This window comes from Deinococcus ficus (genome assembly GCF_003444775.1).
GTDB classification, from domain to species: domain Bacteria; phylum Deinococcota; class Deinococci; order Deinococcales; family Deinococcaceae; genus Deinococcus; species Deinococcus ficus.
The window spans coordinates 317486-332940 of the sequence record NZ_CP021082.1 but is presented as its reverse complement, the minus strand read 5'-3'; the positions used below and the strand labels follow the sequence as shown (position 1 = coordinate 332940).

Annotated in this window: 14 protein-coding genes; 8 read left to right on the top strand and 6 right to left on the bottom strand. The window is 70.7% G+C overall.

The genetic code is table 11. The annotated features are described in order from the left end of the window. Positions 1-256: 256 nt before the first annotated feature. The 4 genes from DFI_RS15130 to DFI_RS15115 are packed head-to-tail and all read left to right on the top strand — an operon-like array spanning position 257 to position 3759. The gene (locus DFI_RS15130) at positions 257-1198 is read left to right on the top strand and encodes an ABC transporter ATP-binding protein (protein WP_043778976.1); all 942 of its coding nucleotides are present in this window, start codon (positions 257-259) and stop codon (positions 1196-1198) included. A 2-nt stretch (positions 1199-1200) separates the two neighbouring features. Further along, complete coding sequence (locus DFI_RS15125; RefSeq protein ID WP_027463741.1) at positions 1201-1983, top strand: ABC transporter permease; 783 nt, start codon at positions 1201-1203, stop codon at positions 1981-1983. A gap of 25 nt (positions 1984-2008) precedes the next feature. Then, complete coding sequence (locus tag DFI_RS15120) at positions 2009-3160, top strand: sensor histidine kinase (protein WP_027463742.1); 1152 nt, start codon at positions 2009-2011, stop codon at positions 3158-3160. Then, positions 3157-3759, top strand: a complete 603-nt coding sequence (locus DFI_RS15115) for a response regulator transcription factor (RefSeq protein WP_027463743.1) — start codon at positions 3157-3159, stop codon at positions 3757-3759. The genes DFI_RS15120 and DFI_RS15115 overlap by 4 nt, the downstream gene beginning before the upstream one ends. A gap of 94 nt (positions 3760-3853) precedes the next feature. Here DFI_RS15115 and DFI_RS15110 read toward each other — a convergent pair whose 3' ends face one another. Continuing rightward, positions 3854-4267 carry a MarR family winged helix-turn-helix transcriptional regulator gene (locus DFI_RS15110; protein WP_043778978.1) on the bottom strand — a complete coding sequence of 138 codons (414 nt, stop codon included), beginning with the start codon at positions 4265-4267 and terminating at the stop codon, positions 3854-3856. A 102-nt stretch (positions 4268-4369) separates the two neighbouring features. On the opposite strand from DFI_RS15110, the gene DFI_RS15105 reads away from it, so the two are divergent. Then, positions 4370-4789, top strand: coding sequence for an ester cyclase (locus DFI_RS15105; protein ID WP_027463745.1), 420 nt, complete (start codon positions 4370-4372; stop codon positions 4787-4789). 260 nt (positions 4790-5049) lie between these two features. On the opposite strand, the gene DFI_RS15100 is transcribed toward DFI_RS15105, so the two are convergent. Together DFI_RS15100 and DFI_RS15095 are read right to left on the bottom strand one after the other, a co-directional pair. Beyond that, a complete protein-coding gene (locus DFI_RS15100; RefSeq protein WP_051308099.1) occupies positions 5050-7065 on the bottom strand; it encodes an AAA family ATPase in 2016 nt (671 codons plus the stop codon). Positions 7066-7106: 41 nt separating this feature from the next. Then, on the bottom strand, positions 7107-9146 hold the full coding sequence (locus DFI_RS15095; protein WP_118375992.1) for a BTAD domain-containing putative transcriptional regulator: 2040 nt from the start codon (positions 9144-9146) through the stop codon (positions 7107-7109). Positions 9147-9498: 352 nt separating this feature from the next. Here DFI_RS15095 and DFI_RS15090 point away from each other — a divergent pair, with 352 nt between their 5' ends. The 3 genes from DFI_RS15090 to DFI_RS15080 all read left to right on the top strand — a co-directional run bounded on the left by DFI_RS15090 (position 9499) and on the right by DFI_RS15080 (position 12393). Then, positions 9499-10080 carry a hypothetical protein gene (locus DFI_RS15090; RefSeq protein WP_155864578.1) on the top strand — a complete coding sequence of 194 codons (582 nt, stop codon included), beginning with the start codon at positions 9499-9501 and terminating at the stop codon, positions 10078-10080. Between the two features lie 208 nt (positions 10081-10288). After that, on the top strand, positions 10289-10996 hold the full coding sequence (locus DFI_RS15085) for a carboxypeptidase-like regulatory domain-containing protein (protein ID WP_155864579.1): 708 nt from the start codon (positions 10289-10291) through the stop codon (positions 10994-10996). A gap of 197 nt (positions 10997-11193) precedes the next feature. Further along, positions 11194-12393, top strand: a complete 1200-nt coding sequence (locus DFI_RS15080) for a branched-chain amino acid ABC transporter substrate-binding protein (RefSeq protein WP_043778979.1) — start codon at positions 11194-11196, stop codon at positions 12391-12393. An 84-nt stretch (positions 12394-12477) separates the two neighbouring features. On the opposite strand, the gene DFI_RS15075 is transcribed toward DFI_RS15080, so the two are convergent. From DFI_RS15075 to DFI_RS15065, 3 genes are all read right to left on the bottom strand, one after another. Continuing rightward, positions 12478-13821, bottom strand: coding sequence for a M20/M25/M40 family metallo-hydrolase (locus tag DFI_RS15075; protein WP_027463748.1), 1344 nt, complete (start codon positions 13819-13821; stop codon positions 12478-12480). A gap of 62 nt (positions 13822-13883) precedes the next feature. Then, positions 13884-14648: a GNAT family N-acetyltransferase gene (locus DFI_RS15070; protein WP_051308109.1), complete on the bottom strand. Its 765-nt coding sequence runs from the start codon at positions 14646-14648 to the stop codon at positions 13884-13886. Continuing rightward, positions 14645-15415 carry an ABC transporter substrate-binding protein gene (locus DFI_RS15065; protein ID WP_027463750.1) on the bottom strand — a complete coding sequence of 257 codons (771 nt, stop codon included), beginning with the start codon at positions 15413-15415 and terminating at the stop codon, positions 14645-14647. The genes DFI_RS15070 and DFI_RS15065 overlap by 4 nt, the downstream gene beginning before the upstream one ends. Positions 15416-15455 lie beyond the last annotated feature (40 nt).

Sequence of the window (15455 nt, the reverse complement as noted above, 5' to 3'; positions counted from 1 at the left end):
TGAGGGCGCGGCGAACAGGAAGAGGCGGTCTTCATGGGGTTTGACGTCAGGTCCGGGGACCCGTTCCTCAGCCGGCCCTGCGGTCAGAACGCTGATCACTGACTTCCAGGGCGGAACTTCGCGTGTACAGGGGCCTCACGTCCCCACGGAACGGGTCCGCCAGCGGCCGTCCGGGGTGCCCGGCGTGACGATTGTCACGCCCAGGGCCTGACAGCGGGGACTACGCCGGAACCCGCCCAGATGCCACGCTGGGCACATGAATGTTGTCGAGATGGAGGCCGTCCACCGCGCGTACGGACCGGTCACGGCCCTCAAGGACCTGACCCTGCAGGTTCGCTCGGGTGAACTCACGGCCCTGCTTGGCCCGAACGGGGCGGGCAAGACAACCGCCATCAGCCTGATGCTGGGTCTGTCCCGGCCGACCTCAGGCGCCGTGCGCGTCCTCGGGGGTGATCCCCGGCAACGCGCCGTTCGCGCGCGCGTGGGCGCCATGCCGCAGGAAAGCGCCCTGCCCGGCGCGCTGACCGTGCGGGAATCTCTTGGTCTCTTTGCCAGTTTTCACTCGGCTCCGCTGCAGGTGGGGCAGGCCCTGGCCCTGGCCGGGTTGGACGCCCTGGCCGGGCGCCGCGCAGCGCGGCTCTCGGGTGGGGAGCGCCGCCGCCTCGCGTTCGCCCTGGCCGTGATCGGCAATCCGGAACTGCTCCTGATCGACGAACCCACCACCGGGATGGACGCCGCCAGCCGCCACGCGTTCTGGGCGGCTTTGCAGGAATTGAAAAGCCAGGGCCGCAGCATTCTGCTCACCACCCATTACCTGGAGGAGGCCGAACGTACCGCGGACCGCGTGCTGGTGCTGCACGCCGGACACCTCCTGGCTGACGGCACGCCGGAAGCGTTGAGGGCGCAGGTGGGCGGCGCGCGGGTGCGGTTCCGTGCCGGGTTGACGCTGTGCGAGGTGCAGGCGCTGCCCGGCGTTCAGGCGGCGCAGGTGAGCATGAAGGGTCAGACCGACCTGCATACGCGGACTCCGGAACTTCTCCTGGAGGCCCTGGTGGCCCAGGGAGCGGCCTTCAGCGACCTGGAGGTGCACCGGGCCACTCTGGAAGACGCCTTCTTGACCCTGACCCGGCCAGCCCAGTCTCACCCTTCCCCCCAGCACGCTCCGGCGTCCGCCCCCACCCTGCCCAGAGGAGTCTGACCATGACCATTCCGGCCATTCCCGCCCCGTCTTCCCGCCCGCCGTCGGCGCGCTTGGGGGCAGCGCTGCGCCAGCTGACCCTGGCCGAAAGCCGCCGCCTGACCCGTGAGCCGATGTTCCTGATGGGCACGGTGGGCTTCCCGGTGCTGTTCTACGCCCTGTTCGGCCTGCCCCGTGAAGGCCTGCCCGCGGAGGCCAGTCAGGTGACGCTGCTCAATATGGCGGCGTTCTCGCTGGTGTCGCTCTCGCTGTTCTCGTTTGGAGCGAACGTTGCCGCCGAACGCACCGGCGGGTGGCTGCGTCTGATGCGCGCCTCGCCGATGCCGCTGCCGGCCTACGTCGCGGCCAAGGTGCTGGCCGCCTGGGCCTACGGGACCGTGTCACTCACCCTGCTGTTCTCGTTCGCGGGGCTGGCCGGCGGCGTGTGGTTGGGCCTGGCGGGTCTCCTGGCCGCGCTGAAGCTGCTGCTGGGCATGTCGTCCCTGGTGGCCTTGGGCCTGGCGCTGGGGTTCCTGGTGCGCCCGGCGGCGGCCACGGTGGCGGCCAACGTCGCGAGCCTGCTGCTGGTGTTCGCCTCCGGGCTGGCGATGCCGCTCGAGATGCTCCCGGCCGGCCTGGCCCGGGTCGCTCCGATGCTGCCCACCTACCACCTGGGCGTCGTGGGCCGCTCCCCGCTGCTCGGTGCGGAGCATGAACTGCGCAGCTGGGGGATCCTGCTGGGCTACACCCTGGCACTGGGCGTGGTCGCGGCCTGGGCGGCCCGGCGCGACGAGGCCCGGGAGTAGGCGAGCGGAGACCTAGACTGTGTTCATGCGTTCCGTCCGCCGCTCCGCCCGTGACTGGATGCCGCTCGGCTGGCTGATTTTCCTGGCCTACCCGGTCGCTGGGTTCGTCCTTCAGCCGCGCGGTCCAGGCGAAGCGGCCTTGTTCTGGGGCGTGCTGCTGGCCTTTGTCGTGCTGTACGTGGCCGCGCAGTGGCGCCGGGGCGGGGACGATACCGTGTGGGCGCTGGGCGGGTACGCCGGTTCGCTCGTGGCATTTCTCCTGATGGTCCCGCTGGTGGGCGCGGCGGCGTGCAGCTTCCTGGTGTACGGGAGTTTCATGGCCGGCCATCAACCCAGCAGGGCGTGGGCACTGACGCTCACGGGGTTCTCCACGCTGCTGCTCCTGGGCCTGATGGTCTGGCAGCGTCACCTGTGGGCCGGTTACAGCTGGTCCTGGGCAGTGCCCGCCGGGTGGGCGCTGACGTCCGGGTACATGCTGTTCGGCGCGTTTGGCGCTCACCTCGGCTGGCAGGCCCGGGAAGCCCGGCGTGAACTCCGGCTCGCCCAGGTCGAGAACGAGCGCCTGGCTGCCGATGCGGAGCGCGAACGGATCGCCCGTGACCTGCATGACCTGCTTGGGCATACCCTGTCGGTCATCGTGCTCAAGAGCGAACTGGCCAGCCGGTTGACGGAACGGGATCCCGCCCGTGCCGCGGTGGAAATCCGGGAGGTGGAGCGCATCAGCCGCGAGGCCCTGTCGGAGGTCCGCGCCGCCGTGCGCGGGTACCGGGGCGGCGGCCTGGCGGCCGAGCTGGCCCGCGCCCGGGTCGCGCTGGACGCCGCGGGCGTGCGTCTGACCGTGCTGGGGACCGTCCCGGTCTTGCCGCCGGCGACCGAGGCGAGCGCCGCGATGTTGCTGCGAGAGGCCGTCACGAACGTCGTGAGGCACGCCCGGGCGGGCGCCGTGCAGGTGAGCCTGGTGTCCATTCCCGGGGGGCATACGCTGACCATTCAGGACGACGGCGTCGGCGGGCACGCCCCGGAAGGCACCGGCCTGAACTCCATGCGGGAGCGGCTGCGGGCCGCCGGGGGCACCCTGGAACGCGACGGCCGTCAAGGAACCCGCCTGGTGGCTCACTTTCCAACGGGAGCGGGCGATGAGCTTCCTGCCCTCGCCCCCGGGAGGGTGGTGTTGTGATCCGCGTCGTGCTGGCCGAGGATCAGGCCCTCGTCCTGGGTGCCCTCTCGGCGCTGCTCTCGCTGGAAAGCGACCTGGAGGTGGTGGGGACGGCCGCGGACGGCGCTGCGGCGCTGGAACAGGTGCGGCTGCACCAGCCGGACGTGCTCGTGACCGACATTGAAATGCCGCGTCTGAGTGGGCTGGACCTGGCGGCACAGGTGCGGGCCGGTTGGCCGGGTGTGCGGGTGGTGATCGTGACCACCTTCGGCCGGGCCGGGTACCTGCGCCGGGCGCTGGAGGTGGGGGCCGCCGGCTACCTCCTCAAGGACGCCCCGGCCGCCGGGCTCGCCGGCGCCATTCGCCAGGTGCACGCCGGGGGCCGGGCCATCGACCCCACGCTGGCCGCGGAAGCGTGGGGTGAATCCGATCCACTCACCGACCGGGAGCGTCAGGTGCTGCGTGCGGCTGAGACTGGTCAGGGCACCGCGGCGATCGCCGCGGCTCTGGGCCTCTCTGAAGGCACCGTACGCAACTACCTCTCGGAAGCCATCGGCAAGGTGGGCGCCGGGAACCGCGCCGAGGCGGCGCGGCGGGCGCGGGAGAAAGGCTGGCTGTGACGTGCGCCCGCGGCCACGCGGCCAGTGCGTGGCAGGCGATGGCCGGGAGCAGAGGGCGGCGGGGAGGCTCTCCTGGTGTCTTGTTCGGCCCTCGTTACTCACTGAGTTTTCGCAGGAGTGGCGTGAGGCGGAGCAGTTCCGTCCGTTCCTGGGCGGTCAGTCGCGTCTCGAGCGCGTCGGCAATCCAGGCGGTCCGCCGCAGGCGGTCTGTCGCCAGGAGCTGTCGACCGGGTTCTGTGAGCTCGACCAACAGGCGGCGACGGTCTTCCGGATCGGGGTGTACCTGAATCAGTCCGCGCTGATCCAGATGCTTCACCATCCGGGCCATGGACTGGTGACGGACGCCTTCCAGCCGGGCCAGGTCTGTGATGGAGGTCCCGCCCCTCCGGGCCAGGTGGCCGAGCACGGCGGCGGTGGTCGCTCCGATGGTATCGACCCGGCGTGCACGGCGGACGAAGGCGCCGATCGCCACCCGCAGGTCTTCAGCCAACTCAGGCGTCGAGGTCATCTTGACGAAGATACAGCATGGCTGTATATCTGGAACGTACAGCATGACTGTACTTCTGCTGTCACCGACCTCCAAGATAACCCCGCAGAAGGAGCTGCAGCCATGACGTCAACGCAGAACCACAACAAGGCAGTCGTCCGGCGCTTCAATCACGAGGTGATCGAACAGGGCGACGCCATCAGCTTTCAGACCCTGATGGACGCAGATTTTGTCAACCATGCTGCGCCTCCAGGTGCAGATCAGGGCGCGGACGGCATGTGGCATACCTTCCAGAATGTCCTGCGCCCCGCCTTGCCCGACCTCGCCGTCGTGATTTATGAGCAGGTGGCGGAAGGAGACCTCGTGACAACCCGGAAAGCAGTCACCGGGACCCACACTGGCCCACTCCTCGGCGTAGCGCCCACTGGTCGGAGGGTGACCATCGACGTGATCGACATCGTCCGCATTCGCGACGGCAGATATCTGGAGCACTGGGGGATCACCACCTTGCCCGCTGTCCTCCAGCAGCTGTCGACGCGCTGAGCATGAGACGCGTCCAGCGCGTTCGCATTGGGCTTGGGGTCACCAGACGCTTCAAGGTCCTTGACGGTTAAACCTTGCGGGTTTGGGCGCCTCTGAACTCAGGCCTGCCGCGCTTGGGCTGGTGGGCTCTTCGCAGGTCCCTGCCCTGGGCCCCACCCGTCGCCGGGCCAGAGCACCGGTTCACAGCCCCCCGTTAATAGTTGAAATAACCCTCGGTCCTGCCATTCGCCCGGCCACTTTCCAGGACGTGCGGGGACCCATCAGCCTGGCGTGCCGGACGCCTCCTTGGCCCCGGCAATCCACTGGTGCACCCCTGCGGCCAGCTCAGGCTGGCCGGCGGCTTCGTAGGCGAGTGCCGCAGCCTCGCCATACGCCAGCGCTTCGGCCGTGCGGAAGTTGGAACGCGCGTCCTGCGCCGCCCGCTCGAACCACGGGGCGGCTTCCCGGGCGTCGCCGCCCGCCTCCCAGTGCCGGGCCACCCGGCCGGGCGCGGCCGAGCCGCTGGCCAGCGTGCGGGCGGCCGTGCGGTGCAGGAGGCGCCGCACGGCGCCGCTGAGGCTGTTGAGGAGAACCTCCGCCACCAGGTCATGCTCGAATTGCGAGCCGCGCATCACCTGCGCCGCTTCAAGTTCCTCCCAGGCGCCGGCGGTTTCCAAGAGCGGCATCCCCAACACCTGGGCCACCAGTTCAAGGTCGAAATCGCTGCCCAGGATGGCGGCGGCCCTCGCCACCTGCAGTGCGGCGGGCGAGAGCCGCGCCAGTCGGCCAGCGGTCACCTGGGCGGCCGACTCCGGCAGGGGCAGCGCGCCGCTCACGGGCGGAAGATCGCCGGCCTCGCGCAGGCTGCGGGCGGCTTCCAGCAGCAACAGGGGATTTCCCCCCGTGTACCGGGCCAGATCGGATGCCAGGCCGGATCGGGGCGGCAGCTGAAGTTGCTCGACCAGCAGCGTGGTGGCGGCCTCATCCAGCGGCCCGACCTCGATCAGGTCCACCAGGCCAGCGGCGGTCATGGCGTCCAGCAGGCCCTGCTGAAAGAGGCTGAGTTCCCCCTGGCGGAAGATGTGAATCGTGCGGTACGGGGCGGCGGGGTCGCCCCAGCCCAGCTGGGCGAACACGAATCCACCGGCCTCGATGCTGGCGTCGTCCATGTACTGCACGTCGTCAAACACCATATGGCGCAGGCCCTGGGCGATGGCCGCCTGCAGGGTCTGGACCTTGGCTTGCCAGAAGCGGAGCTTCCCGTCCTCGTCGCGGATCGGGGCGGGCGGCGTTCCCAGGTAAGGCAGGATCCGGGCCAGTTCCTGAACGTGCCGGCCGTCCAGATTCAGGTCCGGATAGGCTTCCAGCACCTGGCGGTAGGTGCGGGCGTGGGTGGCGTACGGCAGGCCGGCGTCGCCCAGGCGCCCCTGGAACCGCATCCCGCCCCCGTGGGCGTCCAGGAATTCCAGGGCGAGCCGGGTTTTGCCGACCCCCGGCGGGCCGCTGAGCACGATGCCCCGGCCCGCGGCCCAGGCCGCGTGCATGCGCGCCCATTCGCCGTCCCGGCCCACCAGGGCCGGGTTCATGAGCGGTGCCCTGACAGCCCCGCCGGGGCGCGCGGCGGGAAGGGTGGTGCCGCGCTCGATGTCCCTGGCCAGCGCCTGCGTTTCCGGCATTGGCGCGGTCCGGAACTGGGTGCGCAACCGCCCGGCACCTTCATGGTAGAGGGCCAGCGCCTCAGCGGGGCGGCCCAGCAGGTAGTGCAGCCGCATGCGGCGGCGCAGCGTGTCCTCGGACGCCGGGTTCAGGTGGTAGAGCCGCTCCGTGACGTGCAGGGCGTCATCAAGCTGACCCGCGTCCATCAGGGTCTGCGCCTGCGCCCGCCAGCGTGCCGTCCGGCTGGCATTCAGCCGCTCGCGCTGCACCAGCAGCCAGTCGTGCAGTTCAGGCTGCGCGCTCCAGTCCACGCCGCTCAGCAGTTCGCCTTCACCCTCGCTGTGCAGGTCGGTGGTGACGACCGGCGCGAGGCGAAGCACGTCCCCGGCCAGCACGAGGGCGGCGCCCCACTGGGCTTCCGCGCGGCGCAGCAGGTGCACGAGGTTGTTGCGGGCTCCCCCTTCCGGCGTGTCGGGCCAGAGCAGCCCCGCCAGTTGCGTGCGGGTCGCCTGCCCCTCCAGGGCCAGGAAGGACAGTGAGGCCAGCAGTTTGCCGTCACACCGCCGGGGCTGCCCGTCCGGACCGAGCAGCTGTGGAGGGCCGAGCACCGTCAGGTGCCAGGAAGGATTGGACGGGGACACGGTTCAGAGTATCAACGGGTGGGCCGCCCGTGAACCGCCGGCTACCGGGGAGGCGTCCCGAGACCGGCGCGGGCCTCAAGAGCGCGGCGTTCCCCCTCTGCATCGCCCGACGCGCGGTACGCGGCGGCGGCCTCGTCGCAGTACGCCCCCGCTTCCTCGGGGCGCAGGGTCTGCAGCGCGTCCTCGGCAGCCCGCATGAACCACGGCGCTGCCTGAGCCGCCTCCCCGGCCTCCGCCCAGTGGCGGGCCACCCGGGCCGGATGGACGGGCGCTCCGGACAGCACGCGGGCACTCGCGCGGTGCAGGAGGGACCGCACCGGCGCGGGCAGGCTGGCCAGGACCGCTTCGCGGACGGTGTCGTGACTGAAGCGCTCGCCCGTGACGACCTGGGCGGCCTCCAGTTCCTCCCACGCGGCCGTGAGGTCCAGCAGGCCCAGGCGCAGCACGTCCGAGAGGCGCTCCAGCGTGAAGGCGTCCCCCAGGACGGCCGCCCCGCGGGCGCCCTGCAGGGCGCGGGGGGACAGACGGGCCAGGCGTTCAGCGACCAGGGGAGTGACGGTCCGGGCCCGTTCCCGCAGGGCCGCGTCCACGCTGTACTCGCCGCTCTGGTGCATATGGCGCACCGCTTCAAGCAGGTGCTGCGGGTTGCCTCCGGTCCACTCGTGCAGGTCCCGCGCGAGGGCCGGAGACGGCCCGGTCACCTTCAGCTCATCCAGCAGGGCACTGACGCTGTGACCGTCCAGGCCGTCCAGGTCGATGCGCACCGCCGCGCCGGCCTGGACCAGGGCGTCGATGCGCTGCTGCGTGAGGGGCGGCAGGGCACCCTGCCGGTACAGGATGATGTGGCGCGGCACGTCCCCCCGCTGGCCCAGCGGCAGGCTCTGCGTGAGAAAAAACGCGCCGAGCTCCACCGTGGCCGGGTCGTAATGCTGCACGTCGTCGGAGATGACCGCCGCGACACCCTGGCCGGTCAGGCGCACCACTTCCAGGTGGGCCAGGAAGTAGTTCAATCTGTCCGCTTCCGAGTGAATCGGCTGGGCCGCCTCGCCTGCCCGGAGTTCCGGCAGGACACGGGAGATTTCCCGCCGTACCCACTCGGGCAGCGTGACGTCCGGAGCGGCGGCCAGCCGGGCCCGGGCATTGTGGGCCGCCGCCGCGTAGGGCACCTGTTCGGCCCCCGGGTGGCCCGGCAGGTACAGCGCCCGGCCCTTGCTGGCCACGAAATCCTGGGCCAGGCGGGTCTTCCCCACGCCGGGCGCCCCGGTGATGTACACGGTCTGGCCCGCGGCCCAGGCCGCCTCCAGCTGGGCCCAGGCGGCCTCGCGGCCGATCAGGACCGGGGGGCGCAGCATCGAGAGGGGCAGCTCCCGCGGTCCGCGGGGCGGCGGTCCCGGGAGCCGCTCGCCCTGGTCGATGCGCCGGGCGAGCGCCACGGTCTCGGGTTCCGGGTCGCAGCCCAGTTCGCGCCGCAGCAGGTCGCGGCAGCGGTGGTACGTCGACAGCGCCGCCGGGCGGTCCCCCGCCAGGTAATGCAGCCGGATCGCCCGGCGCCAGTGCTCCTCGGACAGGGGGTCACGTTCCAGCAGCAAGGCCGCGGCACTCAGCGCCGCCGGCCAGTCCCCACGCTGTTCGGCGGCGGCGGCCTGCTGGGCCAGGGCGCGCAGTTCCCTGGCTTCCAGGCGCTCCTGCCAGGCCAGCAGCCACTCCGCGAAATCCGGCAGTTCGTCGAACTCCACGCCCTGCAGCAGCGGGCCCGGGGGCAGCTGGCCTGGCCCCTCGGGGACGCGGGTGTCCACGTCGATCTGCGCCGAGAGGGCCAGCGTCTCCTGTCCGTCGACCAGGGCCGCGCCGGTCAGGCGGTGCAGGCGGCGCAGGAGGTGCACGAGGTTGTTGCGGGCCGCTCCCTCGGGCGTGTCCGGCCACAGCAGCCGCACCAGGGCCAGCCGGGTGGCCTCCCCCTCGAGGGCCAGGTAGGTGAGCAGCGCCAGCGTCTTGCGCTCCGGACGCCAGGTGGCCCCGCCAGGCCCATGCAGGCCGGGAGGTCCACGAATCACGAGTTGGTAGGGTTGGGGTTCAGCCATCACTCCTGCCAGGGCAGTTCAGGACCTGCGCGGTGGTCGCCCCGACGGGGGCGCCAGCCGGCCGCACACTGCCACTCCGATTATGCCCGCTGATGATCCCCGGACTGGCGTTCACTCGGCGCGCCGCCCTGCGCCATTGGCCAGCCATGCTGGGCCGCCTACCTTGCGTCCACCGAGGACGTGACCCGGAGGAGGACCCCCAGGCACAAGCCCCCGGCGCCGAGTTGAACGCCGGCCCGTTCCGCGAGGGTTCGGCCCTGTCTGACGACCCTCACCTTCCTTCCCGTTGCGGTCCACCTGGACTGCCGCTCGTCCCGGGCGCGCCGCCCTCACGGCGCCAAAGGAGATCCCCATGAATGTCCGCACTCTTGGCCTGCTTACCATGCTGTTCGCCCCCACCATGCTGATCGACGGGTACCGCCACGGGATGCAGCGCACGCTGAACGGCGAGAACGACCTGACGGGCGACCTGCTCACCCTCGCCTTCGCGGTCGGCTGGTGGTGCGCGGTGCTGGGCCTCAAACGCCTGCAGGCCACGGGCCCCGGCCTGCTGGGACGAATCATCGTGACCGTTCCGCTCGTGACCATCGCCTTCGCAGTCCTGCAGGAGGTCCTGGACATGCTGCACTTCAACATGCAGCACCCGCTGTACGTGATGTCCGACCTCGCCTGGCCGCTGAGCATGCTGCTGACGTTTGTCGTGAGCATGGCCGTGCTGTTCGCCCGGGTGCTGCCCATGCCGCACCGCCTCGCGCCGCTGGTCTGTGGGATCTCCCTCCCTGTCGGCATCGGCTACATGGTGTTCGCCCGTCTCGAAGACATGCCTCTCGCTGAATTCGGCTGGCACACCGCCATCGGGTGGTTCCTGCTCGGGCTTGCCCTGGTGACTGCCGAGTCCCGTCAGGGCCACTGCAGGGCGCTGGCCCCGGCCTGAACACGGACTGCTCAGAGATCGCGGGGCGTCCACATCAGGGTGCCCCGCTCGTCACGCCTGTCCCGTGTCCTGCCGCGTCAGCTGCCCTTGTCCGCCTGCCGGGAACCGGTCAGTCCCCCGTGCCTCCCCTGTGCCATCGGCCGGCCACGTCCACCTTCGTACGGTGGCGTCGGCTCCCCCTTCAGAGGGCCGGCAAAGGAGAATCCCCATGAAGACCCGTATGCTCAGCCTTCTCGCCCTGGCGCTGTTCCTGCCGCAGAACGTCTCGGCGGGCGGTCCGGAAAAGGCCACCCCGTGGATCATGACCGGCGTGGTCCGTAACGCGGCGGGACAGCCGCTGGAAGGCGTGGAAGTCTCCGCCCGCAACACCGTGTACTACAACATGAACGTCCTGGCCCGCACGGACCGCCAGGGCCGCTACCGGATCGCGCTGCCGCATGAGATGGGCACCTGGGCGCCTTACGCGACCATTCGTCGGCCCTGGGGAGACCAGGTCCTTCAGTTCGCCGTCTTCCCGGGCAGTGCGGCGCCGTTCGCGGCCAGGGACGGCGCCGTTCGCGACTTCACCTGGCGCATTCAGGGGCCGTATGACGGCGGCGTGCTGGGACAGAAGGTCAACGTGTACTTCGGCGGGGGAGAGGTGGACGACGCCACCTGCACCCTCACGTACACCCCGGTCGGCCTCTTGATTGACGGCAGCGCAGGCAAGGCGTTTCAGCGCGGCTGCGAGTCCCTGACGGACGTGCCCGTGGGCCGCTACCGCATCACGGGCACACATGCCCCGGGGGGCGTCCGGCAGCCGCTGGACGTGCGCGCGGAAGGCCAGGACGGTTACGCGACGGCCACCACCGGCACCTTCCGCGAGACCGCGTACGGCATCCGGATGGAGCTCACCTACCGCGCCCCCGGGCCGTGAGGCGCCTTCGAGGGGTACAGGAGGACACTGGTTTCCGGCTGGCCTGGACATCTCTGGCCTGCGGAAGGTGTTCTCATGTTTCTTCAGATGCCGCGTGCCGGGGGTGACCAGTCACCGCGGCGGCTGGTGCGCCTGCCCGCTGCCTAGGCCTACACATCCCCTTGCATCACTCCAGCAGAAATGCTCATACTTCCTTAATGCCCAAAATTCATTTCCGTGAGGCGCGTGGCGCCCTCGCTCTCTCCGTCCTTCTGCTGTGCTCCGCCCAGGCCGCCACCCTCCGCATCGCCGCGGTGGGCCCCATGACCGGCGACCTCGCCGGCTTCGGCACGGAAATCAAACGCGGCGCCGAACTCGCCATTCAGGACCAGGTGAAGGCCTTCAAAGCCCTGGGCCATGACCTGGTGCTGGTCTCCTACGACGACCAGGCGTCCGCGCAGGCGGCCGGTCCCGTCGCCAAGACCATCGCCGCCGACAAGTCCATCCTGGGCGTCATCGGGGCGTACAACTCCAGCGTGTCCAACGTCCTCGGGCAGACGTTTGCCGCCACCAAACTGGCCATGGTTTCCCCCGGCAGCACCAACGACCTGCTCTCCACGCACGGCTGGACCCACTTCAACCGCGTGGTGTCCCCGGACGGCGCACAGGGGGTGGCCGCCGCGACGTACATCGCCGAGCAGCTCAAGGCGAAGTCGGTGTTCGTGGTGTCGGACAACACCGCCTACGGCAACGGCCTGAGCCGCATCCTGATGGACAACCTCAAGGAGCGGAAGATCGCGGTTCCCGGGTACGTGGGCGTGTCCAATGCCGCCCAGCTGGCCAGTGCCGTGGCCCGCATCCGCGCCGCCAATCCCAGCGTCGTGTACTTCGGCGGGACGTACGACGTCGGCGCGGACCTCGTCAAGGCCCTGCGCGCCGCGGGCGTCCGGGCGACGTTCATGGGCGGCGACGGCCTGGACTCCAGCGAATTCGTGAAACGCACCGGCATCGAAGGGGCCGGCGTGGTGTACACCACCGTGCTCGGCCCGGTGAGCGTGTTCTCGAACGCGGCGCTGTTCGCGAAGAAGTACCAGGACGTGTACAAGACCAAGCCCGACGGCCTGGCCGTCTACGCGTACGACGCCACGAACGTCATGCTCGAGGCGCTGCGCAGCACCCTGACCAAAGGCGGCGCCGTTCCCACCCGCCCCCAGGTCAGTGACGCGGTGCGCAAGCTGAACCTGCCTGCCTGCTTCAGCATGGACAACAGCCGCTGCCTGACGGTGACCGGCGCCATCGCCTTCACGCCGTCAGGTGAGCGGCAGAAGTCCCGTCTGCTGATCATGAAGTTCAACGACGTGCTGGCCCCTGAGCTCGTGACCGTCCAGAACGTGAACGCCCTGACCACGAAACCCTGACGCCTGGGGCGCAGGCCGCCCGGTGCGTTCCGCGTGCGTGTCACACGCCGCAGGCCGCTCGCCGGGCGGTCCTCTTTTCTGCCTTCAGGCCGGGGGAGCCGCGAGGCGCTCGAGCAGGGCCACCCCGAACGCCACGCCCCGCGCGAAGTGGCCACGCAGGATGTTCTCGTTCGGGGCGTGCACGCGCCCGCCCGCGTTCCCGATCCCGGCCGCCACGCACGGCACGCCGAGGGCCGCCTGGAAGGGATACATCGGGCCGCTCGCGCCACTTGAGGGCTGCACGACCGGTTCCGTGCCGTGGGCTTCGCGGGCCGCGGCGACGCAGGCCTGCACGAAAGGGTGCGCGGCGTCCGTTCGTGCAGGCCGCTGGTGGGCTTCGAGCTCGACGATTTCGATGTCGTCCAGGCCCTGGGCGTCGAGGTGGGCGCGCAGCAGTTCCAACACGTGCGCCGGATCCTGGTCGGGCACCAGCCGGAAGTCCAGTTTCACGAAGCCCTCGGCGGGCAGCACGGTCTTGCTGCCCTCGCCCTGGTATCCGCCGCCCCAGCCGTTGACGTTCACGACCGGCATCAGGCCCAGCCGGTCGTGGTACCCGGCTCCGGCCGCCAGGGGCCGGGTCACGCCGTACGTGTCCCGCATGGCCTGCCCGTCACCGGGAATCTGCGCGACCGCCGCCCGGTCCGCGCCGGAGGAAGCCCGGACGTCATCGAGTACCCCGGGGATGGTCAGGCGTCCTGCCTCGTCGCGCAGGGAGGTCACGGCGCGGGCGAGGCGGTACAGCGGGTTATCCACCACCGCGCCCAGGCTGCTGTGCAGGTCGCTTGCCGCCACCCGGCACCGCAGTTCCAGGCACATGACGCCCTTGAGGCCGAGGGACAGCACGGGGCGGCCCTCCGGGTCGATCGCCCCGAACTCCCACCAGCAGCCGTCGGCGTGGAGGTGCTCGGCCTGTTCCCGGACCACGCGGTCCAGGCTGGGGCTGCCCACCTCCTCCTCCCCCTCGATCAACCACCGCACCCTCAGCGGCAGCCGCCCCCCATGCCGGGCCTTGACCGCCCGCACCGCCGCCAGCCGCGAGGCGAACTCGCCCTTGTCGTCACTGGCCCCGCGGCCGTACAGCCGCCCGTCGCGCTCGGTCAGCTCGAACGGCGGGCTGTCCCACAGGGCCAGGGGGTCTTCGGGCTGGACGTCGTAGTGGTTGTAGATCAAGAGCGTCGCGGGCCCTTCGCCGGCCTCGGCGATGAGGACGGGGGCGACGTCCCCAGGGACCTCGTGGACAGTGAAGCCTTCGGCTTCGAGGAGGGTGCGGACGGCGGCGGCGGTTTCGGGGAGCATGCGGCCCTGGGCGGAGACGCTCGGCAGCGTCACGAGGTCGCGCAGGTCCGATAGCCCGCGCTCGATATGCACGGTAAGGTCAGTGGGGGTCATGGGCAAGGGTTCCATTGAGGGGGGGCAGGAGGTTCAGATGGGGACGGGCGGGACGGGCCAGGTCAGCGCGTCAGGACGTAGGCGGGATGCTCGCCCCGGCGGAAGTCCGTGACCTGGTACCCGGCGCTGAACAGGGCGTGAAAGGCTTCACGGGTCTGCTCACGCCAGTGCAGGGCCTGGGCCGGCGCGTGCGTGAGCACACCCGTCAGGTCAGGCGGCACGTGCAGCGCCACCCCGCTCTCCAGAGGGAAGGACTTGAGAAGGCTGCCGGTGAACGGATCATTCACGGCGGGCAGGCTTGCCGGGTCCGGGTGCCGGGCGGGCAGGACGGCGGGCGTCCAGGCGGCCACCAGGCGGTCCGACGGCAGTCCGGCGTTGATGCCGCCCATCTCGCCGTAGAAGTCGTCCAGGTAGGTGTGGGCTGCGGCGCCCAGCCGGTGGATGTTGAAGTGGGCGTTCAGGGCCCGCAGGGGATCGTAGGTCCACTCGATGCGGGTCACGCCGCGCGCGGCGCACCAGTCGCGCTGGTGCACCTTGAGCTGCAGGGCCAGGCCGCTGCCGCGCCAGTCGGGGTGGACGGCCAGCAGGTGCGAGTGCTGCACGTGCGGCTGCGCGGTGGGAAGCCCCACGACCAGCCCCACCAGCTGCGTGCCGTGCAGGGCGCCGGCGACGAGTCCGCCGATGTGCTCCAGGGCCCGCAGGGCGTCGCGGGGGAACACGTCGCGTTCCGAGCCGCCCCACACCAGGAACTGCAGGTCCTCAGCCTGCGTGAGTTCCGCGGGGCCGTGCAGTTCCCGCAGGGTCAGCGCGGGGGTGCGGGGGGTCACGGGCACCGGATGTCCTGCCCGAACCACTTCTGGCTGAGCTTGGCGTAGGTGCCGTCGGCCTGCAGCTTCTTCATGGCGGCGTTCAGGGCGTCGCGCAGTTCCGTGTTGCCCTTGGCGACCGCGCCGGCGTTGCGTTCCTGGGAGATGGCCTCCCCGATCACGATCTTGCCGCTCAGGCCGGTCTGCTTGAGCATGTACGCCACGACCGGGCCGTTGCTCGTCCAGGCGTCCAGGCGCCCGGCCTGCAGCGCCGTGAGGATGGTCTGGTCGTTCGGGTAGGTGCGCACGCTCTTGATGCCGGGAATCGCCTGAAGCACGGGAATCTGCGCGGTGCCGATCTGCGTGCCGACCACCTTCCCAACCAGGGCCGTGCGGGTGAGCGGCCCGCCTTTTTTCGCGACGATGTTCACCGCGGAGCAGTAGTGCGGATTGAGGAACGCCACCGCCTTCTGCCGTTCCGGGGTGATGGCGTGCGAGGCGAGCACGACGTCGTACCGGTTCTGGTTCAGGCCGATCAGCAGGCCGTCGAAGGGCTGCGCGGTCCACTCGACTTTCAGGTTCAGGCTTTTGGCCACGGCGTTGCCGAGGTCCACCTCGAAGCCGCGCAGCTGCTTGCCCTCGTAGTAGTTGAAGGGCGGAAAGGCCCCCTCGGTCGCGATCTTCAGCGTGCCGGACGCCTTGATCTGCGCCAGGGTGCGGGCCTCGGCGTTCGCGCCGAGCGAGGTGAGGACCAGGGCGGCAGACAGCAGGAACAGGGCTCGGTTCATGAGATTCCTCCGGTGGAACGATCTGGGGCGTGGCGGGCGG